Origin of the sequence: Bacillus sp. AFS077874 (genome assembly GCF_002566505.1) — a bacterium.
Lineage (GTDB): Bacteria > Bacillota > Bacilli > Bacillales > Bacillaceae_G > Gottfriedia.
Window position 1 is genome coordinate 200,357 of record NZ_NUYF01000006.1, and the last position, 18,118, is coordinate 218,474.

Sequence of the window (18,118 nt, forward strand, 5' to 3'; positions counted from 1 at the left end):
TGAGTAAGAAGTTGCAAATTATAGGAACTAAGTATAAGTGCAACTACGCCTCTGTTTTCACCTAAAGGCACGCCAATCAGCGGGTTTTCTTTATCGTGGTTTTTATGAACAAAATGGTTTTAATGGACTTTACGTATTTAACGTTCATAAAAACTTTTTTCAGAATTATTAAACTATAATACTTGTATTAGAAAGCGTTTCCAAAAAAGGGAGGAACTATAGGTGAAATTTAAAAAGACTAGTTTGTTTGTAATGACTTCTTTAATCGCTGTAAGTCTTGCAGCATGTAAAAGTAGTAGTGTAACAACAGGAAGCAATAACTCATCTTATCCTAATAAGGCAATTTCGGTTGTAGCACCATCTGGAGCAGGTGGCGGATGGGATTTAACAGCTAGATCGTTCACTAAAGTTTTAAGTGAAACAAAACTTGTTAAAGAACCTATGACGGTAGAAAATAAGCCAGGCGGTGGCGGTACGGTCTTCATGGCTGAGTATGCTACACAAGATAAAGCCAATAATGAAAAATTATTCGTAAACTCACCACCTATTATTATTAACAACTTGAAAAAAGAGGGAAATAGTCCTTATGGCTATAAAAATAGTACACCTTTAGCACAGCTAACAAAGGATTATGGTGCAATCGTTGTAAAGGCTGATTCTAAGTATAAAGATTTAAAATCACTTTTAGATGATATTAAAAAGAATCCGAAGAGTATTACTTTAGCTGGGGGATCTGCTCCAGGGTCAATGGATCATTTAATCGGAATTTTACCAGCTTATAAATACGGAATTGATCCTACGAAAATTAAGTATGTTTCCTATGATGGTGGTTCTGAAGCAATAACTGCATTATTAGGTAATAATGCGGATGTCATTTCGACCGATGTTTCTAGTACGCTTGAGTTTGTTAAATCAGGTAAAGTTAAAGTTTTGGCAGTAACTTCACCTGAACGTTTACAAGGAGATGTATTGTCTGAGTTTCCAACAGCTAAAGAACAAGGCATTGATGCTGAGTTTATCATTTGGCGTGGGGTTTTTGGACCAGAGAAAATGTCTAAGGATGCATACTCATATTGGGAAAAAACAATTTCAAAATTAGTTGAAACAAAAGAATGGAAAGAAGAAGTAGAAAAGCAAGGCTGGCAGCAGGAATATAAAGATGGTAAAGAATTTAATTCGTTTTTATCAGAACAAGAAACACAAGTTCAAGATTTATTAAAAGCATTAGGAATGAATAAATAATTGAAATAAAGAAGGGGGATTACACTCCTTCTTTTCCATTACTGAACATAAAGAGGTGAGATATATGAATAAAAAATTTGATCGATTAGCAGCAATCATTTTTCTTATTACAGGTATTACTTTTATTTTAGAAAGTCGGAGTATAGCAGCCACTGCTTATGGAAGTGTAGTTGGTCCGAACGTTTTTCCATTTATACTTGGCTGTGCGCTTTCCTTATTAAGTTGTAGGTTATTTTACGAAACATTTTCTTATAAGGGAAAAGAGAAGGAAGTAGTTCAATATAATTATAAGCAATTTTTTATCATCCTAGCTTCAGCAATTCTTTATGCACTTTTACTTGAGAAAATCGGTTTTATTATTAGTTCGTTTTTATTCTTAATTGTAGCAATTCAAACAATGGAGCGTGGAAACTGGTTAAAATCACTTTCGATTTCTTTAGGTTATTCACTCATTATTTATTTTATTTTCGTCGATGTTTTAAAAGGAACTTTACCAGTTTGGTCAATTTGGTTTTAGAAAATAGAAGGGAGAGTTATTAACTTGAGTACTTTTCAATATTTAATGCAGGGATTTGAAACTGCATTTACATGGTACAACTTATTGTTTGCGTTTGCCGGAGTATTAATTGGTACAGCAGTAGGGGTATTACCTGGTATTGGGCCAATGAGTGGGGTCGCTTTATTAATACCTGTTACTGCTTCTGTAACTGGTTTTTTAGGACCTGAGCAAGCAGCGGGCAGTGCAATTATATTATTAGCTGGTGTATATTATGGTGCTATGTATGGTGGTTCTACTACATCAATTTTATTAAACACTCCAGGTGAATCTTCATCGGTAGTGACGACTTTAGATGGCTATCAAATGGCTAAAAAAGGTAGAGCTGGAAGTGCTTTGTCAATTGCCGCAATTGGTTCATTTGTAGCAGGGATTTTTACTCTTATTGCACTGATCGTATTAGCAAAACCATTATCGGCATTAGCAATTAAGTTCGGTCCAGCTGAATATTTTTCATTAATGCTTCTTGGTTTATGTGCAGTAAGTGGACTAGCAGGAAAGTCAGTAACAAAAGCATTAATTATGACGATCTTCGGATTACTACTAGCTACAATTGGAATTGATTCCGTATCAGGCGTTTCTCGTTTTACATATGACATTCCATGGCTATATCAAGGGTTAGAATTTTTAACAGTAGCGGTAGGATTATTTGCGCTAGGTGAAGTATTTAAAACAATTATTGAAAATGAAGTTGAAGATGGTGAGATGGCAAAGATTAATAATTTATTACCATCTAAAGAAGAATTAAAAGAAAGTGTAGCACCGATTGCTAGGGGCTCTGTTTTAGGATTTTTCGTCGGTTTATTACCGGGAGCGGGTGCTATTTTAGCTTCATTTTTCGCTTATATTTTAGAAAAGAAAGTTAGTAAAACGCCAGAAAAGTTTGGAACTGGTACAATTGCTGGAGTTGCATCTCCTGAGTCAGCAAACAATGCCGCATCTGGGGGAGCAATGATTCCTTTATTAACTTTAGGGATTCCAAGTTCAGGAACAACTGCAATCCTAATGGGTGCTTTAATGATGTATAACATACAACCGGGACCACTTCTTTTCGATGAACATCCTGATGTTGCATGGGGGTTAATTGCTAGTATGTTTATTGGTAACGTAATGCTGATTATCTTAAACATGCCTTTAGTAAAAATATTTGCAAAGATTATTCAAACGCCAAAGAAATACTTGTTACCACTAATTGTAGCCATTTCAATATTTGGTGTTTATGCCGTACAAGTATCTGTAAATGATTTACTTCTATTAATAGCATGTGGTATTTTTGGATATTTCCTTTCTAAAAATGATTTTCCAATCGCACCACTAGTATTAGGTATCGTTTTAGGACCAATGATTGAGAATAATTTAAGAAGAGCTTTAACGGTATCAAATGGTGATTATAGTATTTTCTTTACTCATCCTATTTCATTAGTATTTTTAATAATTGGAGTACTTTGGATCCTTATTCCAATTATTATTGTTGAAGGGTAAAGAAGTAGTTATTAATGTAGAAGCTTAAATTTCTATCAAAACTCCTTTAACAAAAGGAGTTTTTTGATTATTATAAAAATATAAGGAGAAATTTTATGCGTTTACATTATAAGTTAATCATCTTTATTTCTGTTCTCATTTTAGTTATTAGTAGTGTTTTTGAAATAGTATCTCAAGAAATGTTTCTAAAAAACCTTAAACATGAAAAGGGATTAAAGGCTTTAGCTATTTCTCAAACAGTGGCAAATATGCCAGAAGTTCGTGAAGCATTTTTAAGTGAAAATCCATCTGGGATCATTCAGCCGATCGTTGAACAAATCCGAAAGAAAGTTGGAGCGGAATTTATCGTTGTTGGGAATAAAAATGAAGTACGTTATTCACATCCAAACCGATTCCTAATTGGGAAGAAAATGGTTGGAGGAGATAATGATAAAGTATTTAAGGGACAAGAAATCGTATCGGAATCGACTGGTACACTCGGTCCTTCTTTAAGAGGAAAAACTCCTATTTTTGATGATAATGGAAGCGTAATTGGAGTTGTTTCTGTAGGCTACTTAATAAAAGATATCGACCATGAGGCACAAGCGTTTAGTAAAAAACTAATAAAAAATAGTATTGTCATCTTACTTCTTGGAATAGGAGTAGCATTTTTAATTTCATTTAATATAAAAAAATCGATCTTCGGATTGGAGCCGAAAGAAATTGGAAGGATGTACAAAGAAAAACACGCAATTTTGGAATCGATTCATGAAGGGATTATTGCGATTGATGAATACGGAGAAATAACGGTAGTTAATGAAAATGCTCATAAAGTACTTTCTATTCCAAATAATTTAAAGCTTAGAGGATTAAAAATAGAAGACGTATTGCATAATTCGCATCTGAAGAAAGTAGTTGAAACAGGTCAGCCAATTTATGATTTAGAGTTTTTAATAAATGAAAAAGTAATGATTATTAATTGTATACCGATTGTTGGAGTGAATTCTAAAATTGTTGGAGCAGTAACAACCTTTAGGGAAAAATCCGAATTGAATAAATTGCTAAATGAACTATCGCAAATAAAAGCATATTCAGAAGGCCTGAGAGCTCAGGCACATGAATATTCAAATAAGTTGCATACCATCTTAGGTTTAATACAGCTTGAATCCTATCAAGAAGCGATTGAATTAATTTCAAAGGAATCAAATATTACTCAAAATATTATCCATTTTATTATGGAAGAAATTTCAGACCCAGTTGTTGCAGGACTTCTTTTAGGAAAAATAAGTTTAGCTAATGAGTTAAAAGTAGACTTTAACATTGATTATAATAGTAGTTTTGCAGATGTCCCAAAAGAAATAAATAGGGAAGACTTAATAACAATAATCGGAAATCTATTAAATAACGCATTCGATGCAGTATTAGAAACAAATAAATCAGAAAAGCTTGTTTCACTATTTCTTACTGATTTAGGTAAGGATTTAGTGATTGAAATTGAGGATAATGCAAATGGTATCCCTGAGGAATTAATCGATGAGATTTTTGAATATGGTATTTCTACTAAGGAGCAATCTAAAAACTCAGGGATCGGACTTCACCTAGTCCAGAGATTGCTCCATAAATTAAACGGACAAATTACTTTTCATTCAAACGAACATGGGGGAACTACATTTATTGTTGCCATTCCGAAACGCCAAAAGGAGAGTAACAGATACGATGAAAAAGAATTTAATAGAAGTGTTAATAGTTGAAGATGATAGTAGAATTGCAGAAATTCATCAGCGATTTATTGAAAGAATAGAAGGGTTTAGTGTAATTGGTATTGCGACAAATTATCAAGATGCTGTTGATTTAATTGAGATTCTAAAGCCGCAGCTAGTATTATTAGATGTTTATTTTCCGGATATGAATGGTTTAGATTTTTTACAATGGATGAAGAAAAATTCAATTTTGGCAGATGTTATTATGATTACAGCTTCCAAAGAAATCGATTCAGTTAATAAGGCCTTACATTATGGTGTATTTGATTTTATTATTAAGCCAGTCATTTTTGATCGTTTTAAAAAGTCTCTAATTCGTTATGTAAATCATTCAAATAAAGTACAAAGCCTACAATCCAAAAGTGCTTATCTAACTCAGGAAGAAATAGATGGTTTAATCGGAAAAAATAATTCGATGATTGAAGAGCAAAGTATATACCCTAAAGGTATTGATAAGCTTACTTTAGATAAGGTGTTATTTGTGATAAATGAAGTTCATAACGGTATGACTGCTGAGAATATAGGACTGGAAATTGGCGTTAGTCGTACTACTGCCCGGAGATATTTAGAATATCTAGTATCTGAAGGAAAAGTATTAGCGGATTTAGCGTATGGAACGATTGGTAGGCCAGAAAGAGTATATTTGATAAAAAACTAGATTATTTGATTTAGTAAAGTTTACTTAATGACTATGACAAACCTAACATTTCTGTAACAAGAATTGAGAAAAATCATGAAAAGAGAATCATCTAAACGCTTGGTATACAAGCGTTTTTTTATGTTTTTTACAAATTTATGACAATGTGAGTTTACTAGAGTCTAGCTTTTGAAAGCGTTGAAAACCTTCCATTTGTTATATAAAATATACTTTGCAAGAACTACGGAGGGATAGGTATGAAAATACGTTTATTAACTAAAGAAGATGCTGAAATCTATCTTAATATTCGTTTAGAAGGTTTAAAAGAGAATCCTGAAGTTTTTATTACAACTATGGATGAAATACTTGATCAAGATGACCCTATTGAATACAAAGCAGAAATATTGGATCAAGATAAAAACTATACGATCGGTGCATTTACTGACAAAGGTCAATTAATTGGAGTAGCAACTTTAAAAACATTTGAAAAAGTTAAAGCAGAGCATAAAGGAAAAATTGAGTCTGTCTATGTTTCTCCTAGCGCTCGAAAAATGGGGGCAGGCTATCTTTTAATTGAAGAAGCGATCCACTTAGCAAAAAGCTTTGGACTTGAACAACTTACATTAAATATCGTAGAAGGTAATGAAACAGCAAAAAAACTGTATGAAAAACTAGGATTCAAAACATTTGCTAATACACCTAATAGTTTAAAATTTAACAATGAATATTGGGACCAGGAGCATATGATGCTTACGCTAATTGCAGGAAATGCTGAAGATGCAGGGAAAGCGGGATAAGCAAGTATAGCAGGTATGGAAATTAGCTAAATACTGACTTTAACAAAAAAAGTTTACCTAAATTGTCATTTGATCTGACAATAAAGGTAAACCTTTTTAAATTCTATTATTTAGTAAAAGTCTTTTCAATATCATCTAACATTAAGTAAGCAGCCTTGATTCCACCTGCAGTATTCCATGTAACATCATTTACTTTAATGACATGTCCATTTTTAGAAGCATTTAACTTTTTGAATAAAGGATCTTCTGTAAATTCTTTTTCAAGCTTAGATCCAGACTCTTTACCGTCATCAAATGTAAAGTAGAATATGTAATCTCCATCCATCGCTGGAATACGTTCTTTTGTCACGCCTCTTTCAGCAAAATCAGGAGCATTTTGTTCCTCTGGACGTTGGAATCCTAATTGTTTAAGAATTACACCAGAGAATGTATCTTGGTGATAGATTCGTACATCAGCACCCATGAAACGGACCATTGAAATTTTTTGATTTACTTTATCGCCTAATTCAGCTTTTAGATTATCAACACGTTTTGTGTAATCAGCTAATACTTTATTACCTTGTTCTTCTTTGTTTAAAACTTTTGCATAAAATTTGAAATTCTCTTGCCAATCTCCACGTAATGTTTCAGCGAAAACTGTTGGTGCAATTGCACTTAATTGCTCATACACTTTTTCTTGACGCATTTTATTACCGATGATTAAATCTGGTTTTAAACTAGCGATTTTCTCAAGGTTAACTTCACTTTCCACACCTACAACTTCTACGCCATCCATATCTTTAGAAATATGATCATACCAAGGGTTTCCTGTCCATGATTTAACAGCACCAACTGGTTTCACACCTAATGCTAATAAAGCTTCAGTTCCTTCGTTTGTTAATATAACAACTCTTTTTGGATTAACAGGAACTTTTGTCGTACCCATTGCATGCTCAATTGTAATTGTATTTGCTTTTTTACTTTCTTTACCAGAAGCTTCGTCTGATTTTTTTGTGCCACAAGCACCTAATACCATAATTGCTGCAATGAATAAAGCAATTAGTGAAGAAAATTTTAGTTTTTTCATAGAATGGTCTCCCTTTTTAGTTGATAATGATTATCATTTATCTCGACAAATAGTATTATAGATTAAGATTTGATTAGAAGTCAATAAGAAAATGAAAATCATTCTCATTGACTTGATAATTCATATCATTTAGACTAATAAAAGAGAATAGAATAGTAGGAGATATAAAATGCTTATTCATCCAAGTTCAAGAGTTATTGTATTAGTAGCTTGTTTTTTATTATTAGTAATTTGTTTTTTTTCTAGTATTTTACTAGGATATACGGATACTAGTTTTACAAGCTTAATTCATTCATTTACACAATTTGATGGGTCTAATGAACAGTTAATTATTCAAAATGTTCGAGTTCCAAGAGCGATCATTGCTTCAATAGTAGGAGCAAGTTTAGCAATCGCTGGTTTATTTATGCAAGTTTTAACTAAAAATCCTCTAGCATCACCAAGCGTTCTAGGAATTAACGCTGGTGCCTCGATGTTAATTGTACTTAGTATCACTTTTTTTCATTTACAATCACCTAATGCGACTATATGGCTTTCATTTATAGGAGCTACATTATCAGCTGTATTTGTATTTGGTTTAAGTTCAATAGGGAAAGACGGAGCGACACCATTAAAAATTACTTTAGCTGGTGTTTCAATTGCAGCTATGTTTAGCTCAATAACCCAAGGCTTACTAGTAACTAACGAAGTGGCATTAGAGCAAGTGCTATTTTGGTTAGCTGGTTCAGTTCAAGGGCGTTCACTTGATTCTTTACATATGGTACTACCATATATCGTAATAGCTTGGGTGGTCTCACTTGCACTTGGTGGAAAGATTAATACATTCATGTTAGGCGAAGATGTATCTAGAGCTTTAGGTCAAAATACAGCTTTATTAAAAACGACATTAGTTGTATTAGTCATCATTCTAGCCGGTGGTGCTGTAAGTATAGCAGGACCAATAGGATTAGTCGGTATAATTGTCCCTCAAATAGTTAGAATGTTCGTTAAAAATGATTATCGTTGGATGATTCCGTTTTGTGGTATTTTCGGAGCAATACTACTTCTTTTAGCTGATGTAGGATCTCGTTACATTTTAATGCCAGAAGAAACGCCAGTTGGTATTATGACCGCAGTTATTGGTGCACCATTTTTTATTTACTTAGCAAGAAAAGGCGGTACAGTAAAATGAACATGATCAAATTAAGAAACAAGTACTTTTCACTACTATTTAATAAGCGATCATTTTCCGTTTTAATAATTGCTCTTCTTTTACTGATCAGTTCATTTATAGTGAGTTTAACGCTAGGTGACCGTTACATCTCGATTCCAAAAGTATTATCTGTTATTTTTGGTGAAGGTGAAAAAATAGATGAATTATTTATTCAAGCATTTCGAATGCCACGAATCATCATTGCCATTTTTGCTGGAATTTCTTTAGCGATCGCTGGAGCAATTCTTCAAGGCTTAGTTAGAAACCCACTAGCATCACCAGATATTCTTGGAATAACAGGTGGAGCAGGTGCTGCCGTTGTATTATTTTTAGCTATTTTTAGTGATAATCGGACGAATCAATTAACAGTAAGTATAAAATGGTTACCATTAGCGGCATTTATCGGTGCCATCATCAGTTTAGTATTTGTCTATGCTTTTGCTTATAAGGATGGGGAATTAAGACCTTTAAGATTAGTTTTAGTAGGGGTAGGATTTTCGGCATTAGCTCAAAGCACAACTTCATTTTTTATGATTATTGGACCTATTTTTAGAGCAACCGAAGCGAATATGTGGTTAACCGGGAGCGTCTATGGAGCGAACTGGGAACAAGTTAAAATCATTACAGTCTGGACGCTAGTTTTTATCGTGTTAGCATTATCGTTTATAAGACATATTAATACGCAGCAACTTGGAGATGAAGTTTCAACAAGCTTAGGAGTTCAAGTAGAAAAAAATCGACTAATCTTGTTATTTATAAGTACAGCATTAGTAGCTGGTGCAGTTGCATTTGCGGGAGCAATCGCATTTGTTGGACTAATTGCACCGCATATTGCTCGGAAAATAGTTGGTGCTTCTTATGGTGCATTGATTCCCTTATCTGGAATCATCGGTGCCATCATGGTATTAGTAGCTGATACAATTGGAAGAACGGTGTTTAGTCCAATTCAAATACCTGCTGGTGTTTTTACTGCTGTAATTGGTGCACCATATTTTATCTATTTATTATTTAAGACTGGAAAAAGGTGATAAGATGTCAACGAGTGCAATCGAAACAGAAAAATTAACGTTATCGTATGATGACCGTACAATTATAAACGAATTAAATTTTCAAGTCCCAAAAGGAAAAATCACAGTTTTAATTGGAGCTAATGGGTGCGGAAAATCAACATTACTTCGTTCACTTGCAAGATTACTTCAACCAAAAAGTGGAACCATCTTACTTGATGGAAAAGAAATTAGTAAGCGACCTACAAAGGAAATTGCACGTAATCTTTCAATCCTGCCTCAAAGTCCTGTTGCACCAGAAGGTTTAACAGTTTTTCAATTAGTAAAACAAGGAAGATATCCATATCAAACTTGGTTAAAACAATGGTCAAAAGAAGATGAAGAAAAAGTAAATCATGCTTTGAAAATGACAAATATGTATGAATTAAAGGATCAATTAGTCGATTCTTTATCTGGTGGACAACGTCAACGTGCTTGGATTGCGATGACATTGGCTCAGGACACAGATACAATTTTATTAGATGAACCAACAACATATTTGGATTTAACACATCAAATCGAGATTTTAGACCTACTTTACGAATTAAATGAAAAAGAGCAGCGTACAATTGTTATGGTACTACATGATATAAACCTAGCATGTCGTTATGCACACAACGTTGTTGCGATTTCAAATGGTGAAGTTTACGCAGAAGGAGACCCAGAAAACATCATTAATCAGAGCTTAATCTGTGACGTTTTCTGTATGAACTGCGATATTGTGAAGGATCCATTATTCGGAACGCCACTTTGCATACCTCATGGCCGAGGAAGAAAAATAATTTAATCAATTTTAAAAGGTGTCCTTGTATAGGGCACCTTTCATTTAGAAAGAGGTGAGAAAGAATGACGTTATCAATTAACAGTATAAGTGTAGATATTCTTGGTAGTTCAATCCTTAAAAACATTAATTTTCAAACGAATAAGGGTGAAATTTTTTGTTTAATTGGAACTTCAGGGGCAGGGAAAACGACATTGCTTCGGACATTAAATCGATTACAGTCAATTAGTAAAGGTGAAATTCATTTAAATGGACAATCAATATATAAAATGATACCTCAAAGTTTAAGAAAAAGTGCAGTAATGATCCTACAAACTCCTTCATTATTTGAAGGGACCGTTGAGGATAATATTTTGTTTGGAGTCAAATTAAACGGTAGCTATGATAAGACTGATTCCAAAACAGTAGCGAAATCTTTATTAGAAAAAGTAGGATTAGAGACGAAATTACTTGATCGGAATGCTTCAACCCTCTCGATTGGACAACAGCAAAGAGTATCAATCGCTAGAGCAATTGCCATGAAACCAAGCATTTTATTATGTGATGAAATTACTTCAGCATTAGATCCACAATCGACTCTACATATTCAGGAGCTTCTAGTAACTTTAAAAAGAGAAGAAAATTTAACGATTATTCTTGTTACGCACAATATGGATTTAGTTCAACAAATAGCTGATCGAGTAGGGCTACTGATTGATGGTAAATTAGTAGAAGTCAGTCCAGTTAATGAATTTTTTAATAATCCCAGCACAGAATTAGGGAAGAATTTTCTTTCTACAATTGCTTAAAAGAGGTGAAATGATGGACGGTAATTTGCATATTACAGGAGTATCTCTGACATTTTTATTAATTATTATAGCTATCGCATTATCCTATTATCAGAAACTTGGTGTTGAAAAAGACATTGGCGTTTCTTCAGTAAGAACCGTCATTCAATTAATGATCATGGGGTATGTACTTGAATATATACTGCAAATTGAGCACCTTTTAATTATCATCATTATTTTATTTTGTATGATTTTATTCGGTGCTTATACTTCGAGTAAAAGGTCACAACAAATTGAAGGAGCATTTTTTATTTCATTTATTAGTATATTGCTAGGTGTCATGATTTCTTTAGGAGTCGTATTGGTAGCAAATAAAATTGCGTTGAAGGCTCAATATGTTATTCCAATTTCAAGTATGATTATTAGTACATCTATGAACGCGAATAGTTTAGCATTAACGAGACTTAGGGCTGAAATTCAAGCAAGTAAAAATCAAATTGAAGCTGCATTATGCTTAGGGGCAACAACTAAACAAGCTTCAAATAATGTCATAAAAAATTCAATTAGAGCTGCCTTAATTCCATCAATTGATCGAGCTAAAACTGTAGGAATTGTTACTTTACCAGGCTCGATGACGGGAATGATCTTTGCTGGCATAAGTCCTTTATATGCGATTAAATATCAATTGTTAATCGAATGTATTTTAATTGGCGCAATCGCAATTAGTGTATTCTCCTCAACACTTCTTTCCTATAGAAAGTTCTTCACAAAAGACGATTCATTGAAATATGAAACGATAATGGAACAAGGATAAGGATAGAGGGAGAAGGTGTAAGCAAAAACTTTTCCTTCTCCCATTAGATCTAAATATTATCCGATTACTCTTAATTGTACATCCATGTTTCCTCTAGTTGCTTTTGAATATGGGCAAACACCATGGGCTGCTTTTACTAGTTCTACAGCTACTTCTGTTGGAACACCTTGTACTTTTACATCAAGTTGAGCAGCTAATTTGAATCCTCCGTCAGCAGGGTCTTTACCAATTGTTATGTTTGCAGTAACTGATGTAGATTCTAATTTAATTTTTTGTTGGCGAGCTACTAAATTTAATGCACTGTCAAAACAAGCTGAATAGCCAGCCGCAAATAGTTGTTCAGGATTTGTTGCTCCACCAGGACCGCCTAATTCTACTGGTGGTTTAAGTGATAAATTAATAAAATCATCTGATGAAATAACTCTTCCGTCACGTCCACCTGTTGCAGTTGCTGTAGCAGTATATAATTTTTCCATTACAATCTCTCCTTAATATTTATTATCTATTTTTTATTTTCGTTTGCAGATTGAACTTTCTTTAATAATGCTTTTGTTTGGTTTAATATTGTTAAAAATTCCTCTTGAGTAGTATTACTTTCCTTGAAAAACTTCTCAGGTATACAGAAAGCTTTTTCTTTTAATTTAATACCTTCTTCAGCTAATGTAATAAATACTTTTCTCTCATCACTTGAATCACGTTTTCGGAAAATTAGTCCCGCAGATTCCATCCGTTTTAGCATTGGTGTAAGTGTTCCTGAGTCTAAAAAAAGAGTCTCCCCAAGTTCTTTAACAGTTTGTTGGTCTTTTTCCCAAAGTGAAAGCAATGCAAGATATTGCGGATACGTTATGCCAATCTCATCTAAGATTGGTCGATATAATTTAGTAATTTCTCGAGAACAAGCATAAATTGAAAAGCATAATTGATTTTCAAGCAAAAGCTGATTTTCTTTATTCATTCGTCAACATCCTTTTATATTAGTTGTGCACAATTTAATATGACACAATCATAATTGATGAGAAATAATTTTGCAAGTGATATTAACTATTATTTTTTACCAATTTATTTATTTTGATTATAAATTGAGGAGGTTTTGAAGTGGAAAATAGCTTTTTCACAATAAAAAAGCCAGTCAATGTTCAATACATTAACTGGCTGTAAATTTAATTTTTTCTAGACCTAGAAATTAATGAAGTTATTTGTAGCATTGTGATTGGTAAGGATGTTTTTTTATGATACGCCAAAAACTTAGGTGTCCAAGAATTAACATATTTCTCTTTGAAGCTTCTTAAACCTTGAAAGTGATATAAAAATTGTCCATATTGATAAATTTGCGCTGCAACTTTTTCACTTGTAAAAGAATACTTAGATAGACCCACGTTTGCTAAAGGTGTCATACCGACATTAAAATAATGAAAATTTCTAGACCTAAACCACTCAATTAAGTTAACAAACATAAAGTCCATAATTCCTTTTGGAGCGTCAACTCTATGACGCATTAAATCAATTGAAATCGTATGATCATTATAGTTTGGCATAATGGATGCAAATGCAATCATTTTATTTTCATTGTTTTTAATAATAGCTACTGGCGCAAGTTTGATGTAATCCTCATCAAAATAGCCAAGTGAAAACCCTTTTTCTTTTCGCCCTTTCAACCACTCTTGTGATAATTCCTTTAATTCCGTAAAGAATTCATTAGAATAAGGGGGCTCAATAATTTCAAAACTATATTCTTCGCGTTCAAATTTATTGTAAAGTGCACGAATTCCTTTATTACGTTTTCCAGATAAAGTGAATGATGAAATATCAGTAAATCCTTCTTCACCAAGTTTAAAGAAATCAAATCCATTTTCATGTAAATAGGATAGTGAATTTGAGTTTACTTGGTAGAAGACAAGAGTATATCCAAATTGATCAGCATAGTTTAATAATTCCTCAATAGCAGGATATAAATGAGATTTTTCACCAACCGGGTCACCTAAAATAACTAATTTGTCTGCATATGGCTGAAAAATAAATAATACTGTCTCATCCTGAGCCCAGAATAAAAATTTATCATGTAAAAAAACCAAATGTGAAAGTTCTGTACCACCATACTTATTAAAATGTTCTTTTATTTTTTCTTCTTCAGCTTTCGTATTTATAAATTCAAATTGTTTTCTTTTAACTTTGAAAAATGCGATATAAAAAAATAGTAAAGCAGCTGCAAAACCAAGAACTGCACTAATCACGATATCTCTCGAATTAACAAGTATATAAGGTAAATATTTAGCAGGTATTTTGACATTTGTTTGAGGTAGATTGATATAAGCAATAAGTAAATAACTACCCAAAAAGAAAAATAAAATAAAATTATCAACAATAAGCTTACCCCAGGTTAAAACGAAGCTTTCTCTATAAAATTGTTTCTTTGAAATAAATAATATAAAAGCAACTGCTAATACGAAAAGTGCTTCTTCATAATCTAATCCTTTTGAATACGTTGTAACTGCCCCAACAATCAGCATGAAAAGTGTAATATACCATGCTCTTTTATCTTTATAATCAATTCCACGAGAGAGTCCTAACAATGTAAAGCCTGCTGTGACCGAAATTAAATGTGAAATATTAATAATTGTCGAAGGTAAAATTAAATTTAAAAGACTAATTCTTAAAAGCATGCTTGGTACAGCAGCAGAAACTAATAGGATAACGCCAGATAAAAATACTAAAATCGTTAAAAGTTTATGCCCCATATAAGTTGAAATTTGATTTGGAATATTATTAAATGATTGATTTATTTTATTCCATAATAATTTAAGAGCTAAAATAATACCGCAAGCAAACGGGAAAAAGAAATAACTGAAACGATAAATCAATAAAACAAGAAGTGTCGTTTCCTTATCGATTCCAAAGTATGTAAAACCTAGTAGGAAAATAAAATCAAAAGACCCAAGACCGCCTGGAATCATACTTAAAAGTGCTGCAACAGATGCTACTAAAAAAACAGGTAAAACCTCAATGATTGAAATGTCGATATGTAAAAATAAACAAATGAAGTAAATAAATAATAAAATAAAAGACCATTCACTTAAAGAAATGACAACCAATGAAAGCATATATTTTGCCGAAAAATTCTCCGAGAAAAAATTACGTTTTAAATAAACGACTAAAAACATTACCGGGAAATAACAAATTGCAATGATAATAGCGATATATAGATACTTATATTCATTTAAAAATGATAAATCAAATATTCCTGTAAATAAAACTAAGCTCAATATCGATAATCCAGAAAGTAAGAATATCGTTACACTACTCACTGCTTTAACAATTTCGGGTCCGGTGCGATCTTTTCGATAAAATAGAGTCCGAATGGTGGTACCTGCAACCCCACCAAGTCCAATTAGGTTTGAGGAAGTATTCGCAAGCCAAGCTACCATTAATATTTTTCGAAAACTAAAATCTAATTTTAATAGTCTTACAAGTACGAAGTCATATAAAAACATTGGAGATACAGCTAAAATACCTAATGCAAAAATCAAAAAGTACTGTATTAATGTAAGAGACTCCATATAGTTAAAGAACATTTTAAAGTCGAAGTTTAAAAGTACGTTTTTTCCAACGAATATAAATGTAACTAGTAATATTGAAATGAAAAATAGTTTAAATAAACCTACTTTACTAATCCGAATCTTATTCATAAGACACTCCTGAAGTTATTATTCAACAATTAAAATAATAGTTATTAGCTTTAGTATTCCATATTATTCCACTATTTAACAAGAAGAATATTAACTCGTGCTAGAAAATTTACTAACTTATTATTTTGGAGATAAAAAGTTAATTAGATTTTAATTTTCGGGACTATTTTCTGATTAGTATTAATGAAAAAAGACTTAGGTTTCCACTCATTTTCTATGGAGCGAGACCTAAGATCCTTCCGAATTCCAATGGAGTCGAGGCCTTAAAGTTCAATTATGAGAGGACTATTTTATGTTTTTTTGAATAGTTATAAATGAAAATATTAAATGGGTTCAATATAAAAAAGGGAGACCTCTTATTTGGAAGAGAAAAGAAATTCAAACCTCTCTTGAAGAATATTCAAATGAGTAGCTAAGGTTTTATAGCTGATTAAGCATATTCGATGATGCAAGCATTGTATAAATTGGAAGGAAATATGTAAAGAATAAAATGTAAACTCGATTAAGGAGAGTAAGAATGAAGTATTTTAATTTAAAATAAATTTGATAGCAATGTTACGGAACTTTTTCAAGGGGGAATTATAATTGAATATAACAAATGTTTTAATTATCCTTGGATTCATTTTTTTTGCCTTAATACTTTTAGTTTTATTAATAGGTACACTATATTTGTTTTTTATAGATCGTAAACAGAAGCAGCATCCAATACTTCGTAATTATCCAGTAATAGGACGAGTTAGGTACTTCTTAGAAACGATTGGACCTGAGTTACGTCAGTATTTATTTAACAGCGACCTAGAAGGCAAACCTTTTTCTAGAGAAGAATATGAGCATATTGTTAAAAAAGCAAAATATAAACGAGATGTCCTTGGGTTTGGGTCTAAAAGAGACTTTGAAGAAAAAGGATATTATATTAGAAATTCGATGTTTCCAAAACTGTCAGAAGAATTAAAAATGGACCAGCAAATAAACGTAACAACAAACCGATATTTATTGATTAAAGAGCCTTTATTTACACAGAAGGAAGAAAGATTAGAGAAAAATGATTCACTTGCATTTTTATTGGATGATAGTGATGCAATTGTGATCGGTAAAAACACGAAGTATCCTTTTATTGTAAAAGGTCAGATTGGTATGTCTGCTATGAGCTATGGATCCCTAGGTGAAAAAGCTATTACTGCACTATCAGAGGGATTAGCAATTGCGAAGGGGACATGGATGAATACAGGTGAGGGTGGATTGTCTGAATACCATCTAAAGGGTGGCGTTGATATTATCATGCAAATTGGCCCAGGTTTATTCGGGGTTAGAGATAAAGAGGGGAATTTTAATTGGGATGCCTTGAAAGAAAAAAGTAAAATTCCTGAAATAAAAGCTTTTGAACTTAAATTAGCTCAAGGTGCCAAAACACGCGGTGGGCATATTGATGGGGAAAAGGTAACAGAGGAAATCGCAAGAATAAGAATGGTAGAACCGTTTAAATCGATAGATAGTCCTAATCGTTTTAGAGAGTTTCATGACTTTCCTTCTTTGTTTGACTTTATGGAACAAATTCGGGAACAAACTGGAAAACCAGTAGGAATGAAAGTGGTTATTGGAAGTGGTCATGAAGCTGATGAATTAGCAAAATATATAAAAAGTACTGGGAAGGGCCCTGACTTTATTACTGTAGACGGTGGTGAAGGGGGAACAGGTGCCACATACCAGGAACTGGCGGATAGTGTAGGATTGCCAATTAAATCTGCATTACCTTTAATGGATCATGCTTTAAGAAAATATGGCGTACGTGACCAAGTTAAAATAATAGCATCAGGAAAATTATTCTCGCCAGATCGAGTAGCGATTGCACTAGCAATGGGGGCTGACCTTGTTAATATCGCAAGAGGATTTATGATTACGATTGGTTGTATTCAAGCTTTAAAATGCCACTCCAATGCATGTCCAGTCGGTGTGGCCACAACAGATCCTGATTTACAAAAAGCCCTTGTCATTGATGAAAAAAAATATCGAACGGCGAATTATCTAATTTCAATGCGTGAAGGTTTATTTCGGTTAGCTGCTGCTGCAGGTTTGGATTCCCCTGCCCATTTTCAAAGTGAACATGTTGTTTATAAAGATGAAAAAGGGAAAGTGTGGTCACTGAAGGAAATTTATCAATCATTGGTAGAAAAAGTAGATTAAAAATAGTAACTTTACAACGTATTTTTCAGTGCTAGTCCGAACTTTATCGTAATAGTTGAACAATGAGAGACTACTTAGGTAGTCTCAGTATGTAGACAAAGTACAAATAACCTGATTTTCAGACTGATTGCAAGC

The 18,118-nt window shown here is 32.8% G+C and carries 15 protein-coding genes and 1 pseudogene; 12 read left to right on the forward strand and 4 right to left on the reverse strand.

The genetic code is table 11. From position 1 onward, the window contains the following. Positions 1-222 precede the first annotated feature (222 nt). The 6 genes and pseudogenes from COJ46_RS05855 (at position 223) to COJ46_RS05880 (ending at position 6,453) form a co-directional block, all read left to right on the forward strand. Positions 223-1,242, forward strand: a complete 1,020-nt coding sequence (locus COJ46_RS05855) for a Bug family tripartite tricarboxylate transporter substrate binding protein (RefSeq protein ID WP_483294974.1) — start codon at positions 223-225, stop codon at positions 1,240-1,242. A gap of 64 nt (positions 1,243-1,306) precedes the next feature. Continuing rightward, positions 1,307-1,759: a tripartite tricarboxylate transporter TctB family protein gene (locus COJ46_RS05860; protein ID WP_097976581.1), complete on the forward strand. Its 453-nt coding sequence runs from the start codon at positions 1,307-1,309 to the stop codon at positions 1,757-1,759. Positions 1,760-1,804: 45 nt separating this feature from the next. Continuing rightward, positions 1,805-3,308: pseudogene (locus tag COJ46_RS05865) on the forward strand (tripartite tricarboxylate transporter permease). Positions 3,309-3,375: 67 nt separating this feature from the next. Then, complete coding sequence (locus COJ46_RS05870) at positions 3,376-5,010, forward strand: ATP-binding protein (protein ID WP_097976579.1); 1,635 nt, start codon at positions 3,376-3,378, stop codon at positions 5,008-5,010. Next, on the forward strand, positions 4,976-5,677 hold the full coding sequence (locus tag COJ46_RS05875) for a response regulator (RefSeq protein WP_097976577.1): 702 nt from the start codon (positions 4,976-4,978) through the stop codon (positions 5,675-5,677). Before COJ46_RS05870 ends, COJ46_RS05875 begins: the two co-directional genes overlap by 35 nt. A gap of 236 nt (positions 5,678-5,913) precedes the next feature. Beyond that, entirely contained in the window at positions 5,914-6,453 is a 540-nt protein-coding gene (locus tag COJ46_RS05880; RefSeq protein ID WP_097976575.1) for a GNAT family N-acetyltransferase, read from the forward strand. A 106-nt stretch (positions 6,454-6,559) separates the two neighbouring features. Here the strand turns inward: COJ46_RS05880 and COJ46_RS05885 are convergent, their stop codons facing one another. After that, positions 6,560-7,519 carry an ABC transporter substrate-binding protein gene (locus COJ46_RS05885; protein WP_098565744.1) on the reverse strand — a complete coding sequence of 320 codons (960 nt, stop codon included), beginning with the start codon at positions 7,517-7,519 and terminating at the stop codon, positions 6,560-6,562. Between the two features lie 169 nt (positions 7,520-7,688). On the opposite strand from COJ46_RS05885, the gene COJ46_RS05890 reads away from it, so the two are divergent. From COJ46_RS05890 to COJ46_RS05910, 5 genes are read left to right on the forward strand one after another with little or no spacing between them, the layout of a single operon-like run. Further along, positions 7,689-8,690: a FecCD family ABC transporter permease gene (locus COJ46_RS05890; protein ID WP_098565745.1), complete on the forward strand. Its 1,002-nt coding sequence runs from the start codon at positions 7,689-7,691 to the stop codon at positions 8,688-8,690. Further along, complete coding sequence (locus COJ46_RS05895; protein ID WP_141540889.1) at positions 8,687-9,739, forward strand: FecCD family ABC transporter permease; 1,053 nt, start codon at positions 8,687-8,689, stop codon at positions 9,737-9,739. Before COJ46_RS05890 ends, COJ46_RS05895 begins: the two co-directional genes overlap by 4 nt. A 4-nt stretch (positions 9,740-9,743) precedes the next feature. Next, the gene (locus COJ46_RS05900) at positions 9,744-10,544 is read left to right on the forward strand and encodes an ABC transporter ATP-binding protein (protein ID WP_097976570.1); all 801 of its coding nucleotides are present in this window, start codon (positions 9,744-9,746) and stop codon (positions 10,542-10,544) included. Between the two features lie 59 nt (positions 10,545-10,603). After that, positions 10,604-11,326: a phosphate ABC transporter ATP-binding protein gene (locus COJ46_RS05905; RefSeq protein ID WP_097976568.1), complete on the forward strand. Its 723-nt coding sequence runs from the start codon at positions 10,604-10,606 to the stop codon at positions 11,324-11,326. Positions 11,327-11,339: 13 nt separating this feature from the next. Beyond that, entirely contained in the window at positions 11,340-12,119 is a 780-nt protein-coding gene (locus COJ46_RS05910; protein WP_176522545.1) for an ABC transporter permease, read from the forward strand. A 56-nt stretch (positions 12,120-12,175) separates the two neighbouring features. Here COJ46_RS05910 and COJ46_RS05915 read toward each other — a convergent pair whose 3' ends face one another. The 3 genes from COJ46_RS05915 to mprF all read right to left on the reverse strand — a co-directional run bounded on the left by COJ46_RS05915 (position 12,176) and on the right by mprF (position 15,802). Next, complete coding sequence (locus COJ46_RS05915; protein WP_097976564.1) at positions 12,176-12,595, reverse strand: organic hydroperoxide resistance protein; 420 nt, start codon at positions 12,593-12,595, stop codon at positions 12,176-12,178. 26 nt (positions 12,596-12,621) lie between these two features. Further along, a complete protein-coding gene (locus tag COJ46_RS05920) occupies positions 12,622-13,074 on the reverse strand; it encodes a MarR family winged helix-turn-helix transcriptional regulator (RefSeq protein ID WP_097976563.1) in 453 nt (150 codons plus the stop codon). 205 nt (positions 13,075-13,279) lie between these two features. Next, positions 13,280-15,802 carry a bifunctional lysylphosphatidylglycerol flippase/synthetase MprF gene (mprF, locus tag COJ46_RS05925; protein ID WP_097976561.1) on the reverse strand — a complete coding sequence of 841 codons (2,523 nt, stop codon included), beginning with the start codon at positions 15,800-15,802 and terminating at the stop codon, positions 13,280-13,282. Positions 15,803-16,387: 585 nt separating this feature from the next. On the opposite strand from mprF, the gene COJ46_RS05930 reads away from it, so the two are divergent. After that, the gene (locus COJ46_RS05930) at positions 16,388-17,983 is read left to right on the forward strand and encodes an FMN-binding glutamate synthase family protein (RefSeq protein WP_098565746.1); all 1,596 of its coding nucleotides are present in this window, start codon (positions 16,388-16,390) and stop codon (positions 17,981-17,983) included. Positions 17,984-18,118 lie beyond the last annotated feature (135 nt).

Excerpts from the sequence above, each read along its gene's own strand:
- COJ46_RS05895 (WP_141540889.1), top strand. The coding sequence starts at position 8,687 with ATGAACATGATCAAATTAAGAAACAAGTACTTTTCACTACTATTTAAT.
- COJ46_RS05860 (WP_097976581.1), top strand. The coding sequence starts at position 1,307 with ATGAATAAAAAATTTGATCGATTAGCAGCAATCATTTTTCTTATTACA.
- COJ46_RS05875 (WP_097976577.1), top strand. The coding sequence starts at position 4,976 with ATGAAAAAGAATTTAATAGAAGTGTTAATAGTTGAAGATGATAGTAGA.
- COJ46_RS05900 (WP_097976570.1), top strand. The coding sequence starts at position 9,744 with ATGTCAACGAGTGCAATCGAAACAGAAAAATTAACGTTATCGTATGAT.
- mprF (WP_097976561.1), bottom strand. The coding sequence starts at position 15,802 with ATGAATAAGATTCGGATTAGTAAAGTAGGTTTATTTAAACTATTTTTC.
- COJ46_RS05920 (WP_097976563.1), bottom strand. The coding sequence starts at position 13,074 with ATGAATAAAGAAAATCAGCTTTTGCTTGAAAATCAATTATGCTTTTCA.
- COJ46_RS05905 (WP_097976568.1), top strand. The coding sequence starts at position 10,604 with ATGACGTTATCAATTAACAGTATAAGTGTAGATATTCTTGGTAGTTCA.
- COJ46_RS05870 (WP_097976579.1), top strand. The coding sequence starts at position 3,376 with ATGCGTTTACATTATAAGTTAATCATCTTTATTTCTGTTCTCATTTTA.
- COJ46_RS05880 (WP_097976575.1), top strand. The coding sequence starts at position 5,914 with ATGAAAATACGTTTATTAACTAAAGAAGATGCTGAAATCTATCTTAAT.
- COJ46_RS05915 (WP_097976564.1), bottom strand. The coding sequence starts at position 12,595 with ATGGAAAAATTATATACTGCTACAGCAACTGCAACAGGTGGACGTGAC.
- COJ46_RS05890 (WP_098565745.1), top strand. The coding sequence starts at position 7,689 with ATGCTTATTCATCCAAGTTCAAGAGTTATTGTATTAGTAGCTTGTTTT.
- COJ46_RS05885 (WP_098565744.1), bottom strand. The coding sequence starts at position 7,519 with ATGAAAAAACTAAAATTTTCTTCACTAATTGCTTTATTCATTGCAGCA.
- COJ46_RS05910 (WP_176522545.1), top strand. The coding sequence starts at position 11,340 with ATGGACGGTAATTTGCATATTACAGGAGTATCTCTGACATTTTTATTA.